Raw genomic sequence first — 26,216 nt, forward strand, 5'->3', positions numbered from 1 at the left:
CCGTTCACAGTCGTCGCCTTGCCGTGGCGAGGTCTACGAGGGGGATTTGAGTAGGTATGGCCAATTTCTCGAAATCCAGCGTGCCGCAGTTCTCGGTCGACGTGTACCAGAACGAGTACCTGCCGGAGGGGGGCCGCGAGGTCAACGCCATCGTCACGGTGACCGCCACCGGTGGCGGCACGATCGGCAGCGCGGTGGCGGCTCCCCATCTCTACGGTCCGGGGCAGGGCCCGGACGCGGCGGTGGCGATCATGGTCGACTGCTCGGGCTCGATGGACTACCCGCCGACCAAGATGCGCAACGCCCGGGACGCCACGGCCGCCGCCATCGACACCCTGCGCGACGGCGTGCACTTCGCGGTGATCGGCGGCACACACGTGGCCAAGGAGGTCTATCCGGGCGGCGGACGCCTCGCCGTGGCCGACGCCACCACCCGCGACCAGGCCAAACAGGCCCTGCGCAAGCTCAGCGCGGGCGGCGGCACGGCTATCGGCACCTGGCTGCGCCTCGCCGACCGACTGCTGTCCTCCGCGGACGTCGCCATACGCCACGGCATCCTGCTGACCGACGGCCGCAACGAGCACGAGTCACCCGAGGACCTGAAGGCCTCCCTCGACACCTGCGCCGGCCGGTTCACCTGTGACGCCCGGGGCGTGGGCACCGACTGGGAAGTGAAAGAAGTCACAGGGATCGCCTCGGCACTGCTCGGCACCGCCGACATCGTCGCCGATCCGGCCGCCCTCGCCGCCGACTTCACGCAGATGATGGAGACGGCGATGGGCAAGGAGGTCGCGGACGTCGCGCTGCGGCTGTGGACACCGGTGGGCACCACTGTGAAGTTCGTCAAGCAGGTCGCGCCCACCGTCGAGGAGCTGACCGACCGCCGCACCGAGTCCGGCCCCCGCGCCGGGGACTACCCCACCGGCTCCTGGGGAGACGAGTCCCGTGACTACCACGTCTGCGTGGAGGTACCGGTCGCGAACATCGGCCAGGAGATGCTCGCCGCCCGGGTCTCCCTGGTCGTCCCGCAGGCCGACGGCAGCGCCCAGAACCTCGGCGCCCAGGGTCTCGTACGGGCCGTGTGGACCGACGACATGGTCGCCTCGACGTCGATCAACCCTCAGGTCGCCCACTACACCGGCCAGGCCGAACTGGCACAGGTCATCCAACAAGGGCTGGATCTTCGCAAATCGGGAGACATGGACGGAGCGACGGCCAAACTGGGCCGGGCCGTTCAGCTCGCGAGTGCTTCCGGGAACGCCGATACTGCGAAACTGCTTGCGAAGGTGGTGGACGTGGTCGACGCGGCGACAGGTACTGTGCGACTGAAGGCGAAGGTCGAGGAGGCCGACGAGATGACTCTCGAGACCAGGTCCACCAAGACCGTCCGCGTGAAGAAGTGACCTGGAACTAAAGGAACGAAGGAGGGACGCGCCGACATGCCGACCTGCCCGAACGGACACCAGTCGGGTTCCGACGACTGGTGCGAGGTCTGCGGTCACCGCATGGCCGGTGCCGTGCCCCCGCCTCCGCCGCCGCCCGGCGGGGGTTACGGTTTCCCGCCCCCGCAGGGTGGCCAGCCCGGCGGACGCCCGCCGCACCTGTCCGCCGTACCGGACCCGGAACCCGAGCTGTGCCCGCAGTGCCGTACGCCCCGTGAGGGCGGTGCGCCGTTCTGCGAGGAGTGCCGGTGGAACTTCCTGACCAACACGGCGACCTCGTACACCCCGGCCGCCCCGCCCCAGCCGGGGCCCGGGCAGGGGCCGGGCCAGAACCCGGCCGCGCGTTTCCAGCAGCAGCCCGGTCCGTCCTTCGGCGGCGGCGGTGACTCCTACGAGTACCAGGGTTCCCGCCCCTCCCAGATGAACCGGCCGGCCGAGCCGATCCCGCCGGGCCCGCAGTTCGGCCAGCAGCAGGGACCCGGCGGTCCGGGCGGGCCCAACGGCCCCGGCGGTCCCGGCGGTCCCGGTTACGGTCAGGGCCCGGGCGGACAAGGTCCTGGCGGCCCCGGTGGTCCGGGCGGTCCCGGCTACGGTCAGGGCCCCGGTGGGCCCAACGGTCCTGGCGGACCCGGCCAGGGTCCCGGCGGCCCCGGCCCCTTCGGCGCGGACCCGTCGCGTCCCGTCCCGCCGCCGCCCGGCCCGACCCCCGGCGGCCCCGGCGGCCCCGGTCAGGGCGGTCCGCCCCAGGCACCCCAGGCGTACCAGCAGCCCGGTCCGGGTGGTCCCGGCCAGGGCGGTCCGCCCGGATACCCGCAGCAGCACCCGAACCAGCAACAGCATCCGAACCAGCAGCAGCCCGGCAACCCGCCCTTCGGCGGCGGCGCCGACGACTGGGTCATCTCCCCGCCGTCGGGCGGCCCCGGAGGCCAGGGTGGTCAGGGCGGTCCCGGCCAGGGCCCCGGCGGTGGCTACGGCTATCCGCAGCAGAGCGCCACACAGGCCCCGCCCGCGCCCGGCCCCGGCTACCCGCAGCAGCCGGCGAGCTGGACCGCGACCATCGGTCCGGACCGCGACTACTTCATGGCGATGATGCAGCGCTCCGGCCCCGAGGCCGCGGGGCTCAACCTGCCCGCCTACTCGCCCGAGCAGCAGCGCCGGCTCACCGGCAACCAGGTCACCGTCGGCCGCCGCCGGCACTCCACCGGCGACACCCCGGACATCGACCTGGCGGTGCCGCCGGAGGACCCGGGCGTCTCGCACCAGCACGCGGTGCTGGTGCAGCAGCCGGACGGCTCCTGGGCGGTGGTCGACCAGAACTCGACCAACGGCACGACGGTCAACGGCTCGGAGGAGCCGATCCAGCCGTTCGTCCCGGTACCGCTCCAGGACGGCGACCGGGTGCACGTCGGGGCGTGGACGACGATCACGATCCGCAGGGGCTGAGCCTCCGCGTCACGTGAGGGGCCAGGCGTACGGCCCCTCCGGATCGTCCAGCCACGCCCACTCGTGCTCGCCGCGGACGGTGATGCCGTACCGCTCACGCCGTGGGTGGCCCTCGCGCTCCCACAGCGTGAACACCTCCTGCGGGTCGAGGTTGCCGCGGGTCAGGATCAGCAGGAACCGGAAGAGTTCGTCCTCCCTGGCCCGGCGCGGCACTCCGCCGAGCGGGGCCGGCTCCGGTTCGGGCCCGCCGCCGCGCAGGGGCACGAAGTAGGCGGGCGTGGGCAGGAAGCGCCCCTCCGCGTGCTCGGCGTCCCGCACGGTGAGGGCGATCAGGCCGGTGGCGAGCGGGCTGAGGATGCGCGCGCCGGGGCGGCTCTGGGCGAGCCAGGCGCGCGGTACCGACGGCAGGGTGCAGGTCGCGATGATCCGGTCGTAGGGGGCGCGTTCGGGCACTCCGCGCGCTCCGTCGCCGGTGACGACGGTGGGGTGGTATCCGGCGGCGGCCAGGTGCCGGCGGGCCGCCTCGGTGATCTCCGGTTCCAGGTCGACGGTGGTGACCAGGTCGTCGCCGAGCCGGTGGGCCAGCAGGGCCGCGTTGTAGCCGGTGCCCGCGCCGATCTCCAGGACCCGGTCGCCGGGCTCCACCCGCAGTTCGGCCAGCATCATCGCCATCAGGGAGGGCTGGCTGCTGGAGGAGAGCAGCTCGCCGTCGCGCAGCCGGGTGGCCAGCGGGGCGTCGACGTAGGCGCCGCGCACCCACTGCTCCCGGGTGCGCGGATCGGGACTCTCGCCCCACCGCCGTTCGTGGCCGCCGACGACGCCGACGTAGTAGTACGGCACGAAGAGATGCCGCGGGACGGCCTCGAACACCTCCCGCCACACGGGGTCGGCGGCCCAGGCCCCGCTCGCGTCGATCTCCCGCACCAGGGCCGCCCGCGCCGAGGCGGCGAGGTCGGCGAGTTCCTTGGCGTACTTGTCCAGAGCGTGCGCGCCCATACCTCCACTGTGCACCCTCCGGACCTCAGCGCCTAAGCACGGGGCCCGGGCAGGGCAGGTCCTAAGCCTTGAGTCCTCCTCCGCCCCGTCTGAGACCATGGGGGACGTGAAAGAGATCCGGCGCGGCACGCTTGAGACGCAGACCTTCTACGAGCAGGTCGGCGGGGAGGAGACCTTCCGCCGCCTCGTCCACCGTTTCTACGAGGGGGTGGCCGAGGACCCGCTCCTGCGGCCCATGTACCCCGAGGAGGACCTCGGCCCGGCCGAGGAGCGCCTCACGCTCTTTTTGATCCAGTACTGGGGCGGTCCGACGACGTACAGCGACAACCGCGGCCATCCCCGGCTGCGGATGCGGCACGTCCCGTTCACCGTGAACCGTGCGGCGCACGACGCCTGGCTCAGGCACATGCGGGACGCCGTGGACTCGCTCGGTCTGTCCGAGGAGCACGAGACGACGCTGTGGAACTACCTGACGTACGCGGCGGCCTCGATGGTGAACACACCTGACTGATCACCTGGATTGACGGGCTGGCGGGTTGAACCCCGGAATCCGGTCGTCCGACGCCGGAATCCGATCACAATCCGGTCAAGGCAGGTCCACAACCGCTTACCGACGGCCTGTCCCCTCTGACAACATCCCGGGAGATCTGGACAACGGCGGGGGGCCGCGTGACGGGGTGGGGCGGGATCGCGAGGTTCGTCCTGCTGCGCGCACGGGCCCATCGACTGCTGCTCGCCGCCGCGCTGCTCACCGTCCTGCTGACCACGACGGTCCTGGCCACCCTCACCGCCTACTCGGGCGCGATCGGCGACGCGGCCCTGCGCCACTCCCTGCGCGAGCCCCGCAACGCCGCCGACACCGCGCTGGTCGTCAAGGCCGACGTGTCCGTGGACGGCCGGGGCGCCGCCGACGACGCCGTGCGCAAGGCGGCACGCGCCTCGTTCGACGGGCTGCCGGTGACGGTGCGGAGCCTGGTGCGGTCGGGGCCGTACGCCCTGCCGCGCTCGCTCCAGCCGCGCTCCGAGCGGTCCGGGGACCCGGATCTGACCCACTTCGCGGCGCTGGACGAAACGCGGGTGCGCGTGGTCGCCGGGCGGCTGCCCGGGCCCGCCCCGGACGCCGTGGAGGTGGCGCTCCCGCAGACCGCCGCCCGGGCCCTCGGCCTGGAGCCCGGCGCCCGTCTCACCCTCGCCGACCGGCTGGACGGCCCGGCCGTGCGGGTCACGGTCACCGGCCTGTACCGGCCGGCCCGGGCGGACGCGCCGTACTGGCGGCTGGACGACCTCGGCGGCCGGGGCATCCACAAGATCGACTTCACCACCTACGGCCCGCTGCTGACCGATCCCGCGGTCCTGGCCGGCGGGCGGGTGAGCGCCGGCCAGTCGGCCTGGCTGGCGTCGGCGGACTTCGCGACGCTGACCACCGGGCGGATCGACACGCTGCGCGAGGCGGTCCGCGACGGCAGTGCGGCCCTGCGCACCCGGCCGGCGCTCGGCGGTTCGGCGACCGTGACCACGGGACTGCCGGAGGTCCTGGACCGGGTGGACCGCTCGCTGCTCGTCTCCCGCTCCACGCTGCTGATCGTCGCCCTCCAGCTGGTGCTGCTCGCGGGCTGCGCCCTGCTGCTGGTGGCCCGGCTGCTGAGCGGCGAACGCACCGGCGAGACCCGGCTGCTGAGGGCCCGAGGTGCCTCCGGCCGGCGGATCGCGGGGCTCGCCCTGCCGGAGGCGCTGCTGCTCGCCGTGCCCGCGCTGGTGTGCGCGCCGCTGCTCGCGGGCCCGCTGGCCCGGCTGCTGGCGGGGCAGGGGCCGCTGGCCCGGATCGGCCTGGAGCTGGACCTGCCGGTCCTGGGGCGGCCCGGGGTGTGGCTGGTGGCCGCGGCGGCGGCGCTGGGCTGCGCGCTGGCGATCACCCTGCCGGCGCTGGCCTCCGCGGGGTTCCGCCCGAGCCGGGCGCGGGCCCTGCCCTCCTCGGTGCGTTCGGGCGCCGATCTGGGGCTGCTGGTGGTGGCCGGGGTCGCGTACTGGCAGCTGGACCACCAGACCTCCGGTGCCGTGACCGGTGAGCGGTCGGGCGGGCTCGGCATCGATCCGCTGCTGGTGGCGGCGCCCGCGCTCGCGCTGCTGGCCGGGACCGTGCTCACCCTGCGGCTGCTGCCGCCGGTGGCACGGCTCGCCGAGCGGCGGGCGGCCGGCGGGCGCGGGCTGACCGCGGCGCTGGCGGGCTGGCAGATCGCCCGCCGTCCGATGCGCGGCGCCGGGCCGGTGCTGCTGCTGGTCCTCGCCGTCGCCCTGGGGCTGCTGGCGATCGGGCAGGGCGCCTCCTGGGACCGTTCGCAGGACGACCAGGCCGACTTCCGGGCCGGGGTGCCGCTACGGGTCCTGGCCGCCGGGGACGGCGGTCTCGGCCGGACCGAGGAGTACACCGCGCTGCCGCACGTGGAGGAGGCCGCCCCCGCCGTCCGGACCACGCTGTCGCTGTCCGACAACCGCACGGCGACCGTGCTGGCCCTGGACACCGCGCACGCGGCCAACACCCTGCTGCTGCGCCCCGACCTGGCACCCGAGCCGGTCCGCCCGCTGGTGGCCGGGCTCGGCCGGAAGGTGCCGACGGCCGGCGCGAAGGTGCCCGCGCGCACCGCGCGGCTGAGGCTGGCGGCGACCCTGCGCGGCCCGGACCCGTCCGCGGCCGCGGACGTCACCGTCACCCTGGAGGACGGCTACGGCACCCCGTACCAGTTGCCGGCCGGCAAGCTCCCCGCCGACGGCCGCCGCCACACCCTCGAACTCCCCATGCCCGCCACCTCGTCGACCCTCACGGGGCTGCAACTCGTCACCACTCAGCCGACCGGCCGCGCGGAACAACACCGTTTCGTGCTGGACGAGTTGACGGCCACCGGCGCCGACGGCACCGCGCGGCGGCTGTCGTTGCCCGCGTCCTGGAAGGCCGTGTCGGAGAGCGACAGCCGGGATGCCGTGCCGGACGAGAGCAGCAGGCCGACCCGGCCGCGCGTGAGCGCCTCGGGGCCGCCCGCGATCGAGTACGGCACGGGGTACACGCCCCCGGACTCCTGGGGCGTCTCGTCCCTGACGGTCCGCTTCCAGGTCGCGCAGCCCGCGCCGCCCGAGGTCACCGCCCTCGCGACCGACCGGTTCCTCGCCTCGGCGGGCGCCCGCCCCGGACAGCGCGTCGACGTGACGCTCGGCGGCGAGAGCGTGCCGGTACGGATCACGCACGCCGTCCGGGCACTGCCGACCACGACCACGGACGCGGGCGGCGGGGCGCTGCTGGTGGACCTGCGGTCCGTGAACCGCGTCCTCCAGGCCCGCCACGGCAGCAGTGTCACCCCCACCGAGTGGTGGCTGCGGACCGCGCCGGGCGAGGAGGCGGCGGTCGCCGCGGCGCTGCGGGCGCGGCCCGACATGGATCCCACGCAGGTCGTGGTGCGGGACGAGATCGCCGCCGGGCTGCGCGACGACCCCTTCGGTGCCGGTCCGGAGGCCGCGTTCGCCGCGGCGGCCGGTGCGGCGGCGGCGCTGGCCGCCGTCGGTTTCGCGGTGAGCGCGGTGGGGTCCCTGCGGGAGCGGGGCGCGGAGTTCGCGGTCCTGCGCGCCCTGGGCGCCCCACGCCGCCGGCTGGCCCGCACGATCGCCGTCGAGCAGGGCGTCCTGGTGGTGCTGGCCCTGCTGGTGGGGGCGGCCCTGGGCACCGCGCTGACCCGGGCCGTCATCCCGCTGGTGCTGCTGACGTCGGAGGCCGCGCGGCCGGTGCCGGACGTCCTGGTCGAACTGCCGGCCGCGCGGGTGGCCGTACTGCTGGCCGCCGTCGTCGCCACGCCGCTGCTGGTGACGGTGGCGCTGGCGGTGCGGCGGGCGGATCCGGTCGTGTCGCTGCGCGAGCAGGGGGGTGAGTGAGGTGCGTCCGGCCGTGGCCCCCTGGGTCCGTACCCGGTTGCGTGCCGCGCCCGGTGCCGCCGGTGCGCTCGCGCTGCTGGTGGCGCTGACCGCGTGTCTGGCCGCGGTGTTCCCGCGGGCCGTCGACCACTACGAGGACGCCGGCCTGCGCCATGCCGTCGACCGGGCCAACCCGGCCCGGACGAGCGTCCAGTTGTACGCCCCGCAGCCCGACCTGCTGCTGCCGCAGCACCTGCGCGAGGACGCCGTACGCCCCGAGACCCTGGCCCGCCAGTACGCCAAGGTCCTCGCCGCCGTCCCCGGCCCGCTCGGCGTCGACCGCGGCCAGTCGACGTACGGCGCCCGCACCACCGACCACCCGGAGACGACCGACCCCTGGCTGCCCCGGCCCTACGGCCTGCCCGCACGGGTGTCCCTCGTCGCCCAGCAGGGCCTGGCCGACCACGCCCGCGTCCGCGCCGGGCGCCTCCCGCGCACCACCGGCGAGGTGACGGCCACGACGCCCGAGGTGGAGGCCGCGGTGACGGCCGAGACCGCCAGGAGCCTGCGAATCAAGGCGGGTTCGGTGATCCACGTACCCGGTGTGGACCGCGAGCCGCTCGCCGTCCGCGTCACCGGCATCGTCGCTCCGCGCGACCCGTCCGGCGCGTTCTGGTCGACCCAGCCCCTGCTGCGCGCGCCCGCCCTGGTCCCGCTGCCCGGCGCGGATCCCCCCAAGTACTGGCTCGGCACCCTGCTCCTGGCCCCCGAGGCGGCCCCCGCCCTGCTGAGCACGGCCGGAATCCCCGAGCGGTACTGGCAGTTGGCGCCCGCCGCCGGCAGCCTCCACGCCCACGAGACACCGCGCCTGAAGTCCGCGGTCGCCTCCCTGGAGGCCGGCCCGGGCCTGCGGAACGTCCGCACGACGGCCGAGAGCCTGATGCAGGCGAACACCGAACTCGACGACGTGTTCACCTCCTACGACCGGCTGCGCACCGGCATCGCCCCTCTGATCGCGGTCGCCGCGTCCGGCGCCGGCACGGTCGCCGCCGTCGTCCTGCTGATGGCGGGCGGCCTCGCCGCCGACCGGCGCCGCTCCGAACTCGCCCTGCTGCGCGCCCGCGGCGCCTCCCTGCGCGGTCTGACCGCCCGCCTGGTCGCCGAGACGGCGGTGGTGGCGCTGCCCGCGGGCGCGCTCGGCCTCGCGGCCGCCCTGCTCGCGGTCCCCGCGCCCCGCACCGGGTACGCGCTCGCCGCGGCCGCCGCCGTCACGGCCGTCGCCTGCCTGGCCCTGCCCCTGCGTGCGGCGGCTGCCCACCGGGCCGTCCGCGTCCACACCGACCGCGCGGACCTCACCTCCACGCGGCCGTCCCGGCGCCGTACGATCGCCGAGCTCACCCTGCTGGTCCTGGCGGCCGGTGCCGTCGAAACCCTGCGCAGGCGCGGCACCTCGGGGTCCGCCGGTGACCAACTGGTGTCCCTCGCACCGGCGTTGGTCGCGGTGGTCGCGGCGCTGGCCCTGGTCCGCCTGCACCCGCTCCCGCTGCGCGCCCTGGCCCGTCCCGCCGGCCGTCTGCGGGGTGTGGTCGGCCACCTCTCGCTCGCGCGCGCGGGCCGTACGTCCGTCTCGGCGGTGCTGCCCCTGCTGGCGCTGCTGACCGCCCTGACCACCGCGGCCTTCGGCGGCTCGGTCCTCGCGGGAGTCGGCGAGGCCCGCGACCGGGCGGCCCTGCTCACCGTCGGCGCCGACGCCCGGATCGAGGCCGCCGACACGCTGCCGGCCACGCTCCCCGACCGGATCCGCCGCTCCCCCGGCGTGCACGACCTGGTGAGGGTGAGCATCGACCACATGGCGCGACCGCAGGACGGCCCGTCCTCGGTCCCGCTGGTGGGCGCGGACCTCGGCACCTATGCGGGACTGGCTGCGCGGACCGGGTTCGGGCCGTTCCCCGAGAGGAAGCTGAAGGCGACGGCACGGGCGGACGGCGGCAGCGACTCCGACGCGCTGCCCGCGCTGGCCTCGCCGGCCACCGCCCGGACGTACGGCACCCGCCCCTTCCTCGTCCGCCTGGGCGACGGCAACACGGTCACCGTGCGGATCGTCCTCGTGCGGAAACAGACCCCGGCGGTGTCCGGCAGCCAGTTCCTGGTCGTGGACCGCGCCGGGCTGAGCGCCCGCGCGGCCCGTCCGACGGCCCTGCTCCTGACGGGCGACCGGCTGAACGCGGCCGATCTGCGCCGGGCGACGGGCGCCGCCGCGACCGTGCAGCTGCGGTCCGAGGAACGCGACGGGTACGTCGACTCGCCCCTCCAGTCCGGCGCCGAACGCGTCTACACCGCCGCGGTCGCCGCCGGCGCCGGCTACGCCGTCCTGGCCCTCCTCCTCGCCCTGCTGCGCACCGCGCCCGAACGCGTCGCCCTCCTCGCCCGCCTGCGCACGATGGGCCTCACCCGCGCCCAGGGCCGCCGCCTCCTCGTCCTGGAGTCCCTGCCCCAGGCCGCCCTCGCCGCGACCGGCGGCCTCCTCACCGGCTGGGCCACCATCCACCTGCTCGCCCCCGGCATCGACCTCACCACGATCGCCCTGGCCGCCCCCCAGGGCTCCGCGGGCCGTACCTCGCTCCGGACGGACCCGCTCTCCCTGACCGCCCCGGCAGCCACGGTCCTCCTGCTGACCGTGGGAGTCGCCGCGGCACAGGCGTGGTGGTCGGGCCGCCGGGGTTCGGTACGGGAGCTGAGAGCGGGGGACAGCCGATGACCGCCGCCACCGCCGGGCACCAGTCCAGGAGACGCGCATGACGACCCAGCCCACCCTCACCGACCTGGCCGACAGGGCGAAGGCCGCCCGCGACACCCCCGGCTACGGCCACGACGCCCTCATCACCTGCGACCGTCTGGTGCGCATCTTCACCACGGACGGCATCGAGGTCCAGGCCCTCCAGGGGCTGGACCTCCTGGTCCGCGAGGGTGAGCTCATGGCCCTCGTGGGCGCGTCGGGCAGCGGCAAATCCACCCTCATGAACATCCTCGCCGGTCTCGACACCCCCACCGCAGGCGCGGCCCGCGTCGCCGGCCGCGATCTGCTGACGATGACCGCCAAGGACCGGCTGGCCTACCGCAGGGAGGTCGTCGGCTTCGTCTGGCAGCAGACCTCCCGCAACCTCCTGCCCTACCTCACGGCCGCCCAGAACACCGCCCTGCCGATGCAGCTCGCCGGCGGCCTGCGCACCGGCAGGACCCACCGCGCCCGCACCTCACGCGTCCTGGAACTCCTCGACCTGCTGAAGGTCGCCGACTGCCGGGACCGCCGCCCGCACCAGATGTCCGGCGGCCAGCAGCAACGCGTCGCCATCGCCGTGGCCCTCGCCAACAACCCGTCGGTGCTGCTCGCCGACGAACCCACCGGCGAACTCGACTCCCACACCGCGGAACAGGTCTTCGCCGCGTTCCGCAGCGCGAACGAGCAGCTGGGCACGACCATCGTCATCGTCACCCACGACCAGGCGGTCGCCGACGAGGTCCGCCGCACGGTCGCCATCCGCGACGGCCGTACCTCCACGGAGGTCCTGCGCCGCAGCGAGGTCGACGCGGCCACCGGCCACGAGACGGTGGTGGCCCGGGAGTACGCCATGCTCGACCGCGCCGGCCGCCTCCAGCTCCCCGCCGACTACACCCGGGCCCTCGGCATGCGCGACCGGGTGGCGCTGGAACTGGAACCGGACCACATCGGCGTCTGGCCGGACGACAGCGAGCCGCGCTGACCCGTCCGCCGCCCGGCGGCCGTCGTGACCGTCAGCGCACGCTGACGTCCAACGCGCCGAGTCCCGCACGTCGTACGGCGATCGACCCGTACGGCGTGCGCAGCCGCAGCCACGCACCCGACGAGAGCAACGCCGGCTGCCCGCCGGGGCGCAGGAATCCCAGCGACTGGGCCGCGTGCACGGCCCGCACCGGCAAGGGGGTGTCACCGACGGTCCGGGACCAGATCTCCCGCCCGATCCGGTCGAGTTCGGCGCGCGTACGCGTCTCGGGCGCCAACTCCGCCGTGCGGGAGCGGAATTCGGCGATCCCCGCGCCGACCATCGCCCGCAGGGCGTCCGGCGCCGGCAGTCCGGGCACGGGCTGCCACCCGCCCCGCGGCGGAAGCACACCCGCCCACGGCGGACCGGTCACCGCCTGAGGCACCACGGCCGTGGCGGCCGACTCGTCGACGGACTCCAGCAGTTCACCGGCGGACACGGTCACGTCCAGCGTGACGTCGAGCCCGTCCTCGTACGGCTTCGCGAGGCGCACCGCGCGGATCGCCAGCACCTCGAAGGACGGCGGCCGCCCGAAGACGGCGAGTGCAGTGCCGGCGCCCTGGAGGCGCACCGCGGCCGAACGGTCGTAGTGGAGCAGCCGGGAGAGGAAGGCCGCGAGGTCCGCCGCCTCCCCCTCGTCGGCGAGGTGGACGACCGTCATGCGGCGACGGCCTCCTCCTCGTCGTCGTCCCGGTACTCCTCCAGGAAGTCCCGCTCCTCGGAGGTGATCCGGCGCGGGCACTGGGCCTCGAAGTCGAACGGCACTATCACCGTCGAGGCCCGTACGTAGATGTCGTCGCCGTCCTTCACCTCGTAGGAGAGGGTGAAGGACGCCGCTCGAATCTGCGTGACCCACAGCTCGATGTCCACGGGCCGGTGCCGGTGGACGAGCTGCCGCTTGTAGTCGATCTCATGGCGCGCCACCACCGACCCCTGCTGGAAATCCTTGTCCGGGCGGAACAGGAAGTCGATACGGGCTTCTTCCAGATAACGGAGGAACACCACGTTGTTGACGTGGCCGTACGCGTCCATGTCCGCCCAGCGCAGCGGGCAGCGGTAGATGTGGCGCAAGATCGATCAGCCCCGGGTCAGCTTCTTGTAGGTGGCGCGGTGCGGACGCGCGGCGTCCGGGCCGAGCCGCTCGATCTTGTTCTTCTCGTAGGAGTCGAAGTTGCCCTCGAACCAGAACCACTTGGAGTCACCCTCGTAGGCGAGGATGTGCGTGGCCACGCGGTCCAGGAACCACCGGTCGTGGGAGACGACCACGGCCGCACCGGGGAACTCCAGCAGCGCGTTCTCCAGCGAGGACAGGGTCTCGACGTCGAGGTCGTTGGTCGGCTCGTCGAGGAGCAGCAGGTTGCCGCCCTGCTTGAGGGTGAGCGCGAGGTTGAGGCGGTTGCGCTCACCGCCGGAGAGGATGCCGGCCGGCTTCTGCTGGTCCGGGCCCTTGAAGCCGAAGGCGGACACGTAGGCCCGGCTCGGCATCTCGACCTGTCCGACGTTGATGTAGTCGAGCTCGTCGCTGACGACGGCCCACAGGGTCTTCTTCGGGTCGATGTTCTCGCGGCTCTGGTCGACGTAGGAGATCTTGACGGTCTCGCCGACCTTGATGGAGCCGGAGTCGGGCGTCTCCAGACCCTGGATCATCTTGAACAGGGTGGTCTTGCCGGCGCCGTTCGGGCCGATGACACCGACGATGCCGTTGCGCGGGAGCGTGAAGCTGAGGTCGTCGATGAGGAGCTTGTCGCCGAAGCCCTTGCTGAGGTTGTTGACCTCGACGACGATGCTGCCCAGGCGCGGGCCCGGCGGGATCTGGATCTCCTCGAAGTCCAGCTTCCGCATCTTGTCGGCCTCGGCCGCCATCTCCTCGTACCGCGCCAGACGCGCCTTGGACTTGGCCTGGCGCCCCTTGGCGTTCGACCGCACCCACTCGAGTTCTTCCTTGAGCCGCTTGGCGCGCTTGGCGTCCTTCTGGCCCTCGACCTTGAGACGGGTCTGCTTGGTCTCCAGGTACTTGGAGTAGTTGCCCTCGTAGCCGTGCAGCCGGCCGCGGTCGACCTCGCAGATCCACCCGGCGACGTTGTCCAGGAAGTACCGGTCGTGGGTGACGGCCACGACGGTGCCCTCGTACTTGGCGAGGTGCTGCTCCAGCCAGTTCACGGACTCGGCGTCGAGGTGGTTGGTGGGCTCGTCGAGGAGCAGCAGGTCGGGCGCCTCCAGGAGCAGCTTGCAGAGCGCGACGCGGCGCTTCTCACCACCGGAGAGGTTGACGACGGGCCAGTCGCCGGGCGGGCACCCGAGCGCGTCCATGGCCTGCTCCAGCTGGGCGTCGAGGTCCCACGCGTTGGCGTGGTCGAGCTCCTCCTGAAGCTTGCCCATCTCGTCGAGCAGCGCGTCCGAGTAGTCGGTCGCCATCAGCTCGGCGATCTCGTTGAACCGGTCGAGCTTGCCCTTGACCTCGGCGACACCCTCCTGGACGTTCTCCAGGACGGTCTTGTCCTCGGTGAGCGGGGGCTCCTGGAGGAGGATGCCGACGGTGTACCCGGGCGCCAGGAAGGCGTCACCGTTCGACGGCTGCTCCAGCCCCGCCATGATCTTCAGAATGGTCGACTTACCGGCACCGTTCGGGCCGACCACACCGATCTTCGCGCCGGGCAGGAAGTTCAGCGAGACGTCGTCAAGGATCACCTTGTCGCCGTGCGCCTTGCGCGTCTTGCGCATGGTGTAGATGTACTCAGCCAAGAGAAACCGTCCGGCAGCTTGAAATCAGGCGTGGGCAGATACACCCCATCTTGCCTGAGGTCCACCCTCGGGTGGTAACCCGTTTGGTCGGGGGGCTGTGACCTGGGGGTTCGCCGGTGGCGCGATTGTCACCCTGACATTCGTCAGGGACCGTCGGCGCCGTGTGCTGCCTAGGGTTCGAGTCGTCTTCCGGGCCCCGGCCGCGCCGCGGGGCCCGCGCTCCGTACCGCTCACCGCGAAAGGAACGGCCATGCGCAGACTCGACTCGACCTCGCTGCCCAAGGAGCACCACCGTTGAAGCGCCGCCTGCTCGCCACCGTCGCCTCACTGCTCCTGGTCTGCGGCGCGGCCGGGACGGCCGTCGCCGACGCCCCGTCCGTGCGGCCCGAGGCGGCCACCGCCGCGGCCGTGCAGGTGCCGCCCGGCGTCACGGCCGGGGTCGCCGTCTTCGACCGGGAGGCCGGGACCTTCACCGAGGAGCTCAACACGAGCACCCAGTTCCGGTCCGCCTCCATCGTCAAACTGCTGATGGCGCTGGACTACCTGTGGAACCGGGGCCCCGACTACGTCGTGCCGCCCGGTGACCGGGCCTGGCTGGAGCCGATGCTGCGCAGCAGCAAGGACTCCCCGGCCGACGACTACTGGTCGGACCACGGCGGGTCGGCGATCATCACCCGCATGGCCGGCGTCAACCGTCTCAACCTGAAGGACACGGCACCGCCGCCCGCCGGCTACGAGGGCTTCTGGGGCTACACGGCGATCTCCGCCCGGGACACCGTGAGCATCTATCGCTATCTGCTGGACAAGGCGCCCGCCCCCGTGCGCGACTTCGTGATGGGTAACCTGCGCCAGTCCACGCGCTGCGCCTCGGACAGCTTCGACCAGCACTTCGGCATCGCCGGGGCGTTCCAGAAGCCGTGGGCGGTCAAGCAGGGCTGGTCGGGAGGATCCTCGTTCGAGGACGGCACGTGCACCCCGGAGGGTGGGACGCCCACCGTCGCCTCGCGTACGGCGGCCTCGGCCCCCGCAGTGACCCCGGCCGCCGCCGCGGACGTGAACCTGACCCGGCCCGCGCTGCACAGCACGGGGACCGTGGGTCCCAACGACCGGAACATCGTGGCCGTCTACACCCTGCACGCGGCCGGCACGTCGTACGGCAAGGCGTACACGGACATCGGGCGGGTAACCCGCTCCCTGAACGTCCCGGGCGCGGCCCGGCCGGCGGGATGGTGGTACGGCACCTGGAGCGACCATGTGAACGTCCGCCGCAACCCGAACACCGCGGACGATCCGATGACCCAGCTCCCGGCGGGCGTCGAGGTGCTGGTGGGCTGCCAGAAGAAGGGGCAGCAGGTCTCGGTGCCGCCGTACACCAACGACTGGTGGGCCTATCTGCCCCAGTACGGCGGCTGGATCACCAACATCTACATCAGCTCGCCCGGCAACAAGATGCCGGACGTGAAGGACTGCTGAGCGGCGTGCTCCGTCGCCTCACCGCTGGTATGCGGCGAGGTGGCGGAGCACCTCCTCGACATGCGGCCGCACCCGTTCGGGGACGCCGCCCTCCTCGATGACCGTGCGGTCGCTGGTGCGGTAGCCGGCCGCGATCAGCGCGGGGAGTTCCTTGGCGGGCATCTTGGCCTGCTTGAACTGCTGGTCGAGCCAGCACACGTACAGACTCATGGTGTGGATCGCGTCCGGAGGCGACCGGTAGTCCTTGTCGCCGTCGCCGTCGCCGTCCTGCGCCCAGGCGCGGAAGACCCCCGGCGTCCACATGGCGATGCCGTACTCCTCGTCCTTCGGACGGGACGCGTTCACGTCGAAGTCGCTCTCCGTCTTGATCATGGCGGCGAGCAGTGCGGGCGTGACCTCCGCGTCGGTGCAGCGCCGGGCGGCACTGACGATGATCGGACGCAACGCCTTCGGCACGTCGGAGTTCTCCGGGATCTCCCCGGCGGCCGGACTGGTCGAGTCGGTGACGACGGCGGACGAGCCCCGCTTCTGGCCCGCACCGCGGCCATCGTCGTCGTCGCCTCCGAGCAGCGCGGCCCCGGCGACGGCGGCGGCCGTGACGGCGACGAGTGCCGTCGCGGCGAGGGGCAGCAGTCGGCGTCGGCGGGGCGTGTCGGAGAGTGCCGCGACCCGGGCCGCGAGGCTCGGTGCGGTGTGGCGCAGGCGGGCCGCGTGGTCCGGTGCCAGACAGTCCGCGACGAGCCGGCGCCAGCCGTCGTCGAGTCCGGCGTCGAGACGCAGCGGTGCGGTGCCGCGGGCGTAGGCCTGGGCGGCGAGCGAGCGGGCGCGGGCGGTGGCGCCGGGGAACGGGTGGAGGCCCCCGGTGAGCACCTGGTGGGCGAGGACGCCGAAGGCCCAGATGTCGGCGGTCGGCCGCACCACCGTTCCGTCGGCTCCGGTGCGCTGGGACCACCACTCGGGCGGCAGGTGGTCGAGCGTGCCGAGCGGCGGTACGAGGGCGTGGGTGCCGTCGAGTTCGGTGGCGAGACCGAAGTCGGCGAGCCAGACCTCGCCGTCCGCGCCGAGCAGGACGTTGGCGGGTTTGAGGTCGCCGTGGACCCAGCCGGCGTCGTGCATGTGGGCCAGCCCGACGGAGACGCCGCGCAGGATCCGCTCGGCGTCCGGGACCGGGTGTCCGGTCGCGGCGGAGTCCAGCACCTGGCGCAGGCTGGCCTCGGCGCGGTCCATGACGAGCGCGATCGCTCCGTCCAGGGCGGGCAGGTCCGGTGCGTCGACGGTGCACACGGCGTGGGTCCGGACGAGGTGGGGGTGGTCCGCCTCGGTACTGAACCGCACCTCGCGCGCGACCAGTTCGCCGAGCGCGGCACGCTGGCCGGGTGCCAGGGCACCGGTCGGCAGCACCTTCACGGCCGCCGTCGTGCCGTCGGCGACCGCCCGTGCCTCGTACACGGTGCCCCAGCCGCCCGAGCCGATGACCGCGCCGAGCTCCCAGTCCTCGATGCGGAAACCCACGGGCAGGCGCGGCGTCGCGAGGGCGCCCTCCTCGGCGCCGGACCGGGTCACGCGCGGATCTCCTGGGCGAGGGGCCGTCTGCGGGTCGGCAGCAGGGCGAGATGCTCCTCCCGCACCAGGCCGAAGCGCAGGGCGAAGGAGGCCAGCCCGGCGCGCTTGGCACCGGTGCGGCCGCCGCCCTCCGTTCCGGGCTCGTCACCGAGGTCCAGGCGCAGTTTCGTGAAGGCCAGGTAGTCGATGTGGTAGTTCACGGCGGAGCGGGTCAGATCACGGCAGCTCTCCAGCGGACGCAGCCGCTCCACGATGTCCCCGACGCCCGGCAGCGCGCTCTCCGAGGGGTCGCGCAGCCGCGGCTCGCACAGCGCCACCAGCACCAGGAAGTACTTGGCCGTCGCGTCGAGCGCGTAGGGGTGCACGGTCTGCTCGCCGGCGCCGGGTGCGGACCGCTCGTCCAGGTAGGCGTGCTGCGGGGCGAACACCTTGAACTCGGCGGTCCCGCTCAGCGCGGGCAGCACGACCCGGGAGAACTCGAAGGGCACCGGCGCCCCGAGCCGCCCGGGCGCGACGGTGAGGTACTCGCCGGCGCCTTCCAGGTTCTCGACCACGTACGCCGCGTCCCGGCTGAAGTTGGACAGCCGCCAGTAGTCCTCGGCCGCCTCCAGCCGACCCGCGCGCCGGGAGATCCCGGGGTCGGGCAGGACGATGGAGACTCCTCCGCCGGGCAGTCCGCGGCCGAAGTCGGCCACGTCGCCGGGTCCCATGTGCAGCAGCTGGGGCCTGCCCGCGCCGACGGCCTCCGGCCGTGCCAGCCCGGGCGGCTGGACGATGATCGTTTCCATGCCGGCTCTCCCCCGATGTGATCGCCAGGATTCTAAGGGTGGCCGCGATGGCCACCCGTCCGGAGTGATGCGTGGCCGGGTGCCGCGGTTCCCTGCGGCGGCGGATGGTCGGTCCGCCCGGTCGACACGACACCGCGAGCATCACGGGTCACGGCATTCACCGCAACCCTCTACGGCGCGATGCCCACCGCTACGGCACGATGCTCACCGCGCGATAGTCGTAACCGTCCTGCTGGAAGCCCGGCGCCTCCCATTCGAGGCCGACCCGTTGTCCGGGGGCGAGCGTACGGAAGCCGTCGGCCTGGATGTCGGAGTAGTGGCCCCAGCAGCCGCCCGGGGTCTCGGGGCAGTCGAGCACGCCCCAGCCTTCCTCGTCGTGCCACTCGCGCACGGTCGCAGTCACCATGAGCGAACCCTAGAGCCCTGCCCCTCAGAGCTCTTATGGCTTTTCGGTGAGGGGCCGGGTGGGATGAGCGCATGACCGATCCCGCGCCCCCGACCGGCCCCGTGACTCCGACCCGCCCCGTGACTCCGACCCGCCCCGTGACTCCGACCGATCCCGCGACTCCAGCCGATCCACCGTCCCCGGCCACACCACCCCTGCGCGACCGCCTCGCCGAGGAGCGGCACGCCTGGCTGTGCACCGTCCGCCCGGACGGGTCTCCCCATGTGACGCCCGTGTGGTTCGTCTTCCGGGACGACACGTGGTGGATCGGCACGGACGGTGGCTCGGTCAAGGTCCGCAACATCGAGAAGTCCCCGAGGGTGTCCCTCACCTTGGAGGACGGCCGCTTCCCCGTGGTGGCCGAGGGAGAGGCCGTCCCGCACAGCGCTCCGTTCCCCGAAACGGTCAGGGCCGCCTTCGCCGCGAAGTACGACGGCTGGGACGTCTCCGTCCCGCACCGGCAGGACGGAGACCGCATCCTGCTCGAAGTCCCCGTACGCCGCTGGCTGTTGACCGGCACGGCCCAGTGACCACCGAGCCGGCGACCGACCGCCGGGCCTCCGGGTGCCCCCGGCGGCTCAGTCCCGCGTCTGCCGGTTCCGCACGAGGATCAGCGCCGCCCCGCCGATCAGCACCAGCCCGATGGCGACACCCCCGATGACCGGCGTCGCGCCGGAGCTGCCGGTCTCGGCGAGGTTCACGTCCGAGGTGGTGTCGCTCATCGTCGCCGGGCTCGGCTCACTGAGCGTCTGGGTCGAGGCACCGCCCGCACTGCCCTGCGTACGGCAGTCGAGAACACCGCTGAACCGCTGTTCGGCGCCGCCGGGCAGCCCGATGGCGAAGTCGTAGGACCGGTCCTCCTGGAGCGGGATCGTCACCGTCCGGGACTCGCCCGCCGCGATGGTGTACTCGGCGCCCAGCAGCGTGAAGCCGAACTCCTCGTCGCCCTCGTTGGCCGCGGTGATGTCCAGGCCGCCCTCGGCGCAGTTCTTCTCCGCGGACAGTGCCGGTATCGCGCCCTGCTCCGCCCAGGTCGCGCTCGCGGTCGCCGAGACGGTCGACTCGCTGGAGCCGGCCAGGATCTGCGTCTGGCTGCGGCCCTCCGAGGCGAAGGCACGGCCCACGGGAACCGTCGTCGAGGCCTGGACGGTCAGGTCGGCCGAGCCGGCCGCCGCGTCCTCGGGCACGTCGAAGAACAGCCGGCTGCCGTTGACCGCGGTGGTGACGGCTCTGCCGGCCTTGTCGAGGATCCGTACCCCGCTGGTCGCGGCGTCCGCCGGCGGAGCCACCGTCACGGCGGCCGCGTTGGTGTGCACGGTCACCGGGCCGAGCAGTCCGCCGGGGCGGCCGGAGACCGCCGGCGGGTCGAGGGTCAGGGACGCCGCGGGCTCGGCCAGGTTGCGGGCGCTCTTCTCCAGGTGGTCCGCGAGCTTCTCGGCCTGCGGGTCGACGGCGTCCACGTCCGCGCCGTCCGAGTAGCGCCAGATGGCCACCTGGGTGCCGGCCGCCGCGTCCTGCTCGGTGAGGCCCCCGGCCACCCCCGCCCTGGCGGCGAGCGCTGCGAGGTCGTTGACCTGCGGGTAGGAGTTCTGGAGGATCCAACGGATCCTGCCCGCGTCCTTGTTGGCGCCGAGCGAGGTGCCGCTCCACGGGGTCTCGTGGTACTTGGCGTCCCGCTGGGTGGGGTTGTGCAGGTCCACGCAGTACGTCTGGAGGGTGCCGCCACCCTCGACGGACATCTCGAACAACCCCGCGGACACCGTCAGATCGCCGGTCGCGTCGTGTATCACGGCGTCGCCGTACGTCTTCAGGCCGCCTATGGTGGCGGTCGCCCCGCCCTGGGTCTGTGTCGCCGCGTCGGTGGTCGCGGGGGCGGCCGACGCGGGACCGGCCGCGGCCAGCACGCCGACGGCGACGAGCCCGGACACCACCGTCGAGGCGACGAGGCGGCCTGCCCCTCGCCCGCGCACCGACAGCGCGGAGAACGAAGAAAACACGGAATTCCCCTTCGAGCAGGACCTGTTGGCACGTGGGGGTAGGTCCCACCAGCAGAATCAATAGCCCCGAGAGCTGTGTTCGGCATCCTAGGGAAAGGGCGCACCACGCTTCCCTGTGATGCCGTCGGACGGCGGATCCGACTCGGAATCGTTATCGCCAAGATCACTTGCGAGCAGGGCTTATCGACAAATCCACCGCCATCGCGCGGCACGCTCTCGCCGATAAGCCGCAGTTCGGTCAGCCGCTCGTGGCGGCGCCGTATGCCTCGCTCACGTCTTCGCGTGACGTCATGTCACGGCGGCGGGTTCCGGATGCCGTTGGGCACCGGCGTCCGCACCAGGTGTCTCCCAGTCCGGCTCCGGCTGCCCGGCCGCACCGGCCCCGGCCACCGTCACCGCCTCCCCCGGTTTCGCGCGCCGGAAGGCCGAGGTGCCCCGTGCGAGGTCGTGGCCGATCGCCATCGCGTCGATGTCCACCGAGGTCCGGGGCTGCTGCCCCTCACGCACGTCCGTCCGCACCCTCAACCTGCCCTGCACGACGACCGGATCGCCCACGTTGAGCGAGGCCGTCGCATTGGTGGCCAGCTGCCGATTGGCCCACACCGTGAAGAAGTTGGTGTGGCCGTCCGTCCACACGTTCTTCTCGCGGTCCAGGTAGCGGGCGGTCACCGCCAGCCGGAACCGCGTGGACGCCCCCGTCGCGAGCTCCCGGTACACCGGCTGCGTGGCCACATTGCCCACCACCGCGACCATGGTCTCGTTCATCTCGAACCCCTCCCTCTCCCGGCCGCCGGGGCCGGGCGGACACACGTACGGGCCCGTCCCGTACGGCTGCTTCCGTCTTCGTCACGACCGCGTCCGCCGCGATCACGTGAAGCCAGACTGCCTCCGCCGGGCCGAGCCCGCCGAGCCCTGTGGACCACCGCCCCACCTGTGGATATCTCCGTCACCCGTACGAGGGAATCACCCCTACGAGGGACCCGGGCGCCGGCCCGTCGGGGCCCCCGGGTCAGACCCCCGCCCGGGGCACACCCTCGTCCGGGTCACACCCCCACCACCCGCCCGTACTGCTCCCGCACTTCCCGGTACCGCAGCAACTCCGCCGCCACCGGATCCAGCACCCGCGCCCGCCCACACCCCGCGGCCGCCTCCCGAAGCCGCCGCTCGGCCTCCGTGCCGTAGCGCCGGGCGGGCCCTCGTGCCGCGATCCGGCAGCTCCACTCGACGAGCGGGCCGCCGACGATGCCGGCCACCATCAGCAGCACCGGAACCCCCAGGTTCGGCGCCATGAACCCGATGATCTGCCCCAACAGCCACAGCCCGCCGAGGACTTGGAGGACTGTCATGGACGCCTGCGCCAGCACGGCCGCCGGCCACCAGCCCGGCCGCGGCGGCCGTCCCGGAGGCAGTCCGGCCCGCACCGCCAGCTCGTCCAGCGCCTCGGGCAGTCCCTGTGAACCGCGTACGGCCGCTTCCCGCACCGCCTGGGCCCACGGCGCCGGCAGCCCGGTCGAGGCCCGCTCGGCGAGCGTGCGCACCGCCTGCTCGACCCGCTGGCGCGCGGTGGCCTCCTCGTCCGCCTGGGCGCGCAACAGCACCCGTCCCGTGGCGGGTTCACGCCGGTCCTCGTACCAGCGCCACAACCGCAGCCAGGGCGTCCCGCACGCCCGTCCGGCGTTGCGCAGCCACGCGCGCTCGGCCGCCTCGCCCGCCGCGGTGGCGCCCACCGCCTCCGCGAGCCGGGCGGCGAACTCGTCCCGCGCCTCCTCGCTCAGCCCGGTGCGCCGCCCGGTGGCGTAGACGGGCCGCAGCCGCCACGCGGCGGCGTCCACATCGGCCGCGATCCGCCGCGCCGGGGCCCCGCGCTCCGCCACGAACTGGCCGAGCGCCTCCCGGAGTTCACCGATGCCGTCCCCGGTGAGCGCGGACAGCGCGAGCACGGTCGCGCCCGGTTCGCCGTATTCCCCGAGCGCGATCCCGTCCTCGTCGAGCAGCCGCCGCAGATCGTCGAGGACCTGTTCGGCGGCCTCCCCGGGCAGCCGGTCGATCTGGTTGAGGACGACGAACATGATCTCCGCGTGGCCCGCCATCGGCCGCAGATAGCGCTCGTGCAGGACGGCGTCGGCGTACTTCTCGGGATCGACGACCCAGATGACCGCGTCCACCAGCGCCAGGATCCGGTCCACCTGCTCGCGGTGCTGCACGGCCGCCGAGTCGTGGTCGGGCAGGTCGACCAGCACGAGCCCGCGCAACTGCGCCTCCGACTGCGCGCTCTGCACCGGCCGCCGCCGCAGTCGCCCCGGGACGCCCAGCCGGTCGATGAGGGTCGCCGCCCCGTCGCTCCAACTGCACACGATGGGCGCCGCCGTGGTGGGCCGTCGTACGCCCGTCTCCGAAATGGTCACCCCGGCCAGCGTGTTGAACAGCTGGGACTTGCCGCTCCCGGTCGCGCCCGCGATCGCGACGACGGTGTGCTGCCCGGACAGCCGCCGCCGCGCCGCCGCCTCGTCCAGCACCCGGCCCGCCTCGGAGAGCGTCCGGCTGTCCAGCCGCGTACGCGAGAGCCCCACCAGTTCGCGCAGCGCGTCGAGCCGGGAGCGCAGGGGACCGTCGTAGGCCAGCGGGGTCACCGTCTGGGGGGCGGACGCCCTGGTCTCCAGTACGACGGGCTGCGCGGCGGCGGTCTCCTCGGTGACGCGACGCGCGATGAGGCCGTCGTCCCAGGAGCCCTCGGACTCCGCCTTCACGCGCGCGTGGCGGCCGTCCGAGCGCTCCTCGGTCCGTGCGGGCTCCTCGGGCACCGTGTCGCCGGCGGGCTTGTCCCCCGCCGCGCCGCGGTCCACATCGCCGTCCGCATTGCTGTCCGCATTGCTGTCCGCTTCGGCATCCCCGGGACCGTCGCCCTCGGACGCACCCTCCGCGGACGCGGTTTCGGAGACATCGTCGGATACGGCGTCCTCGGCCGGCGCGGGCCCGGAATCACCGACGCCCGCGTGATCCGCGTGATCCGCGCGATCGGGATGATCCGTGGGTTCCGTGTGGTCCTGGTCCTGGTCTGTGACGGCGGTCACCGGTCACCTCTCCTTCTGCAGCACGGACAGCGCGGCGATGAGTTCGGCCTGGGGCTCGGGGTGGACTTCCAGCGCGTCGAGGGGGGCGAGGCGGCGTTCGCGTTCGGCGTGCATGACCCGGTCGAGATGGTCGGCGAGCAGCCGCCCGCCCCGGTCACGCAGCCGCAGCGCCCCGTGCGCGCCGATCCGTTCGGCGAGCCCCTCCCCGCCGGGCCGGGCCCGGCGGCCGCCCAGCAGCGCGGTGGCGACGAGCGCGGCGATCACCTCGGGATCCGGCGCGACAGAGCGGTCGAGGTCGCGGATCTCCTCCTCGGCGAACTCCTCCAGCTCCCGCCGCCACCGCCGTACGGCCATCCCGATCCGGTGCTCGGCGCTCTCCAGGGACGGATCCCGGCCGCTCAACTCCGGGGCGTCGGCCGCCGGTTCGCGCCGCCAGGCCTCGTCGATGCGCTCGTCGGCGGCGGTGATCGCGCACAGCAGGAGCGCGCCCAGACTCTCCACCAGGGCGTCGAGCAGCTCGCTCGCGGTGCAGTCGAGCGGGAAGGCCCGCCAGCGCTTGAGCGCGTCCCCGGCGAGCACGGCCCCGGTCTGCAAGCGCCCCCGCACGCGCGCGTACTCGCTGTCGTACGCCGAGTCGACGGCGGAGGTGAGCCGCAGGGCGGCCGCGTACTGCGCGGCGGCGGCGCCTGCCAGCTCGGGCATCCGGGACTTGAGCGAGTCCAGGACGCCGTACGCCGTGCGCGCCAGGGAGTGCTGACGGGCCGCCGGATCCTGCGCCTGCTGGACGAGCCAGGTGCGCAGCGAGGCCACGGCGGTGGCGGGCAGCAGCCCGCCGCCCCAGGCCGACTCGGGCAGCTCGGGCACGGTGAAGCGGGGCACGTCACCGAGTCCGGCCTTGGTGAGCAGCGCTCCGTACTGGCGCGAGACCTCGGAGACGACCTGGTGGGGCACCCGGTCCAGGACGGTCACGAGGGTGGCCCGGTACTCCTTGGCGGTGCGCAGCAGATGCCAGGGCACGGCGTCGGCGTAACGGGCGGCCGTGGTCACCATCACCCAGATGTCGGCGGCGCAGATCAGTTCGGCGGCGAGGACACGGTTGTCCGCGACGAGGGAGTCGATGTCGGGCGCGTCCAGGAGGGCGAGGCCGGGTGGCAGGGTGTCGGCGGTCTCGATCCGCAGCACGCGCGCGGGGTTCTCGCCAGGCAGCAGGAGCTCGTCATCGGGCTCCTGTTGGGGCACCCACACGCGGGTGAGGTCGGGCAGCACCCGCATGCCGCTGAACCAGTGATGGTCCTCCGGATGGCAGACGAGCACGGGGGTGCGTGTGGTCGGCCGCAGCACGCCCGCCTCGCTCACCCGCCGTCCCACAAGAGAGTTGACGAGCGTCGACTTGCCGGCCCCGGTGGAACCGCCCACCACGGCCAGCAGCGGCGCTTCGGGCTGTCTCAACCGGGGCACCAGATAGTCGTCGAGCTGGGCGAGCAGTTCGTCGCGGTTGGCACGCGCGCGTGGCGCACCCGCCAGGGGCAGCGGAAAGCGTGCGGCGGCGACACGGTCGCGCAGGGCGGAGAGTGCGTCGAGCAGCTGAGGCCGTACGTCCAAGGTCACCACATGCGAAGAATGCCCAATTTTAGGGGAATTCTGAAGCATATGAGCATGTCTGCGCGCCGACGGAACACAAGGGACGGAAGGGGCGACTGGGACAGAGGCACAGTCCAGGCATAACGAGTGCACAACACCCGGGGCGCAAGACGCCAAAAGCGGTGCACGATTCGTACCTGCCTGCGATTATCAGGACCGCTTCACCGAACCTCCACATCGAGCCACGGAGGCGAAGCAACAGGGACAAGGATGCGGGAGCCCTATCCTTGTCCCCGGCAACGTCACGGAACCGCCCACACCCGGGCACCCACGACAGCGGCCACACACCGGCCCCCGTAGCTCAGTGGATAGAGCAGGCGCCTTCTAAGCGCTTGGCCGCAGGTTCGAGTCCTGCCGGGGGCGCAAGTCTCGGCCCTCCCATCGGGAGGGCGTTTTTGCTGCTCAGAGCCGGTATAGCTGGGCACGACGAAGCCCCGGGCACTCCCCTGGCGATCAAGGGAGCACTCCGGGGCCGTCCGGTTGTCACCGGGTTTTTGCGGGTGGCCGTGTCGAATACGTGTCGAAGTTCTTTGGCCGAAGATCAACCAGCGTCGGGCAGTTCGGGGAGGTCTCCGGCGGCTTCAAGGCGCTTCTTCAGATCCGGCAGTTGCCCATCGACACACCGGGCGTAGGTGGCGAGCAGCACAGGCACGCTGTTGCCGGCCCACTCGGCCACCTGCGCGGGCGGGATCCCGTCGTTCAGCCATTTGGTGAGGCGGGTGTGTCGGATGTCGTACACGCGTTTGCCGGTCGGCGAGTCGAAGACGTGCGGAGCCAGGACCGTCTGACGAGCGCTACGCCAGGCTCGTCGGATCACTGAGCCCGCCAGGATGCCGCCGTTCTCGCCCTGGAACAGAAGCGCGTTCTCCCAGGAGGAGTTTCCCGAGCTGCTGGCCCGTCGGCCGGCGTAGTCCGACACGT

General features: G+C 73.3%; 20 protein-coding genes and 1 tRNA gene. 9 read left to right on the forward strand and 12 right to left on the reverse strand.

All coding sequences use genetic code 11. The annotated features are described in order from the left end of the window. The first annotated feature begins 56 nt into the window (after positions 1-56). A complete protein-coding gene (locus tag SLINC_RS16215; protein WP_067432845.1) occupies positions 57-1,403 on the forward strand; it encodes a vWA domain-containing protein in 1,347 nt (448 codons plus the stop codon). A gap of 36 nt (positions 1,404-1,439) precedes the next feature. Further along, entirely contained in the window at positions 1,440-2,885 is a 1,446-nt protein-coding gene (locus SLINC_RS16220) for an FHA domain-containing protein (protein WP_067432848.1), read from the forward strand. A 9-nt stretch (positions 2,886-2,894) separates the two neighbouring features. On the opposite strand, the gene SLINC_RS16225 is transcribed toward SLINC_RS16220, so the two are convergent. Beyond that, positions 2,895-3,881, reverse strand: a complete 987-nt coding sequence (locus SLINC_RS16225; RefSeq protein ID WP_067432851.1) for a methyltransferase domain-containing protein — start codon at positions 3,879-3,881, stop codon at positions 2,895-2,897. Positions 3,882-3,978: 97 nt separating this feature from the next. On the opposite strand from SLINC_RS16225, the gene SLINC_RS16230 reads away from it, so the two are divergent. The 4 genes from SLINC_RS16230 (at position 3,979) to SLINC_RS16245 (ending at position 11,536) form a co-directional block, all read left to right on the forward strand. Beyond that, a complete protein-coding gene (locus tag SLINC_RS16230) occupies positions 3,979-4,392 on the forward strand; it encodes a globin (RefSeq protein WP_067432854.1) in 414 nt (137 codons plus the stop codon). A gap of 158 nt (positions 4,393-4,550) precedes the next feature. Further along, the gene (locus tag SLINC_RS16235) at positions 4,551-7,796 is read left to right on the forward strand and encodes an FtsX-like permease family protein (protein ID WP_079164555.1); all 3,246 of its coding nucleotides are present in this window, start codon (positions 4,551-4,553) and stop codon (positions 7,794-7,796) included. A 13-nt stretch (positions 7,797-7,809) separates the two neighbouring features. Then, entirely contained in the window at positions 7,810-10,533 is a 2,724-nt protein-coding gene (locus tag SLINC_RS16240) for an ABC transporter permease (RefSeq protein ID WP_225988407.1), read from the forward strand. Between the two features lie 37 nt (positions 10,534-10,570). Continuing rightward, complete coding sequence (locus tag SLINC_RS16245) at positions 10,571-11,536, forward strand: ABC transporter ATP-binding protein (protein WP_067432860.1); 966 nt, start codon at positions 10,571-10,573, stop codon at positions 11,534-11,536. A 31-nt stretch (positions 11,537-11,567) separates the two neighbouring features. Here SLINC_RS16245 and SLINC_RS16250 read toward each other — a convergent pair whose 3' ends face one another. The 3 genes from SLINC_RS16250 to ettA are packed head-to-tail and all read right to left on the reverse strand — an operon-like array spanning position 11,568 to position 14,317. Then, positions 11,568-12,236 carry a DUF8185 domain-containing protein gene (locus SLINC_RS16250; protein ID WP_067432864.1) on the reverse strand — a complete coding sequence of 223 codons (669 nt, stop codon included), beginning with the start codon at positions 12,234-12,236 and terminating at the stop codon, positions 11,568-11,570. Continuing rightward, on the reverse strand, positions 12,233-12,646 hold the full coding sequence (locus SLINC_RS16255; protein WP_067432867.1) for an acyl-CoA thioesterase: 414 nt from the start codon (positions 12,644-12,646) through the stop codon (positions 12,233-12,235). The genes SLINC_RS16250 and SLINC_RS16255 overlap by 4 nt, the downstream gene beginning before the upstream one ends. A gap of 6 nt (positions 12,647-12,652) precedes the next feature. Then, entirely contained in the window at positions 12,653-14,317 is a 1,665-nt protein-coding gene (gene ettA, locus SLINC_RS16260) for an energy-dependent translational throttle protein EttA (RefSeq protein ID WP_067432870.1), read from the reverse strand. 294 nt (positions 14,318-14,611) lie between these two features. Here ettA and SLINC_RS16265 point away from each other — a divergent pair, with 294 nt between their 5' ends. Next, complete coding sequence (locus tag SLINC_RS16265) at positions 14,612-15,790, forward strand: hypothetical protein (protein WP_067432874.1); 1,179 nt, start codon at positions 14,612-14,614, stop codon at positions 15,788-15,790. 18 nt (positions 15,791-15,808) lie between these two features. Here the strand turns inward: SLINC_RS16265 and SLINC_RS16270 are convergent, their stop codons facing one another. The 3 genes from SLINC_RS16270 to SLINC_RS16280 all read right to left on the reverse strand — a co-directional run bounded on the left by SLINC_RS16270 (position 15,809) and on the right by SLINC_RS16280 (position 18,547). After that, positions 15,809-17,353 carry a serine/threonine-protein kinase gene (locus tag SLINC_RS16270; protein ID WP_067432877.1) on the reverse strand — a complete coding sequence of 515 codons (1,545 nt, stop codon included), beginning with the start codon at positions 17,351-17,353 and terminating at the stop codon, positions 15,809-15,811. Further along, entirely contained in the window at positions 17,350-18,141 is a 792-nt protein-coding gene (locus SLINC_RS16275) for a serine/threonine protein kinase (protein WP_067432880.1), read from the reverse strand. Before SLINC_RS16275 ends, SLINC_RS16270 begins: the two co-directional genes overlap by 4 nt. Before the next feature lie 190 nt (positions 18,142-18,331). After that, complete coding sequence (locus tag SLINC_RS16280; protein ID WP_067432883.1) at positions 18,332-18,547, reverse strand: cold-shock protein; 216 nt, start codon at positions 18,545-18,547, stop codon at positions 18,332-18,334. A gap of 71 nt (positions 18,548-18,618) precedes the next feature. Here SLINC_RS16280 and SLINC_RS16285 point away from each other — a divergent pair, with 71 nt between their 5' ends. Further along, positions 18,619-19,116: a TIGR03618 family F420-dependent PPOX class oxidoreductase gene (locus SLINC_RS16285; RefSeq protein WP_079164556.1), complete on the forward strand. Its 498-nt coding sequence runs from the start codon at positions 18,619-18,621 to the stop codon at positions 19,114-19,116. A 48-nt stretch (positions 19,117-19,164) separates the two neighbouring features. On the opposite strand, the gene SLINC_RS16290 is transcribed toward SLINC_RS16285, so the two are convergent. The 4 genes from SLINC_RS16290 to SLINC_RS16305 all read right to left on the reverse strand — a co-directional run bounded on the left by SLINC_RS16290 (position 19,165) and on the right by SLINC_RS16305 (position 25,265). Continuing rightward, on the reverse strand, positions 19,165-20,583 hold the full coding sequence (locus SLINC_RS16290; protein WP_079164557.1) for a thioester domain-containing protein: 1,419 nt from the start codon (positions 20,581-20,583) through the stop codon (positions 19,165-19,167). 288 nt (positions 20,584-20,871) lie between these two features. Further along, positions 20,872-21,348 (reverse strand): single-stranded DNA-binding protein, encoded by a 477-nt coding sequence (locus SLINC_RS16295; protein WP_067432889.1) that lies wholly within the window; start codon positions 21,346-21,348, stop codon positions 20,872-20,874. A gap of 278 nt (positions 21,349-21,626) precedes the next feature. Further along, positions 21,627-23,654 (reverse strand): YfjP family GTPase, encoded by a 2,028-nt coding sequence (locus tag SLINC_RS16300; RefSeq protein ID WP_067432893.1) that lies wholly within the window; start codon positions 23,652-23,654, stop codon positions 21,627-21,629. Positions 23,655-23,657: 3 nt separating this feature from the next. Beyond that, positions 23,658-25,265 carry a dynamin family protein gene (locus SLINC_RS16305; protein WP_067432896.1) on the reverse strand — a complete coding sequence of 536 codons (1,608 nt, stop codon included), beginning with the start codon at positions 25,263-25,265 and terminating at the stop codon, positions 23,658-23,660. A 320-nt stretch (positions 25,266-25,585) separates the two neighbouring features. Between SLINC_RS16305 and SLINC_RS16310 the strand changes: the two genes are divergently transcribed. Further along, a tRNA-Arg gene (locus SLINC_RS16310) sits at positions 25,586-25,658 on the forward strand. Positions 25,659-25,836: 178 nt separating this feature from the next. Here the strand turns inward: SLINC_RS16310 and SLINC_RS16315 are convergent. After that, positions 25,837-26,214, reverse strand: coding sequence for a site-specific integrase (locus SLINC_RS16315; protein WP_067432898.1), 378 nt, complete (start codon positions 26,212-26,214; stop codon positions 25,837-25,839). Between the last annotated feature and the right edge of the window lie 2 nt (positions 26,215-26,216).

Origin of the sequence: Streptomyces lincolnensis (genome assembly GCF_001685355.1) — a bacterium.
In the GTDB taxonomy this organism is placed as follows: domain Bacteria; phylum Actinomycetota; class Actinomycetes; order Streptomycetales; family Streptomycetaceae; genus Streptomyces; species Streptomyces lincolnensis.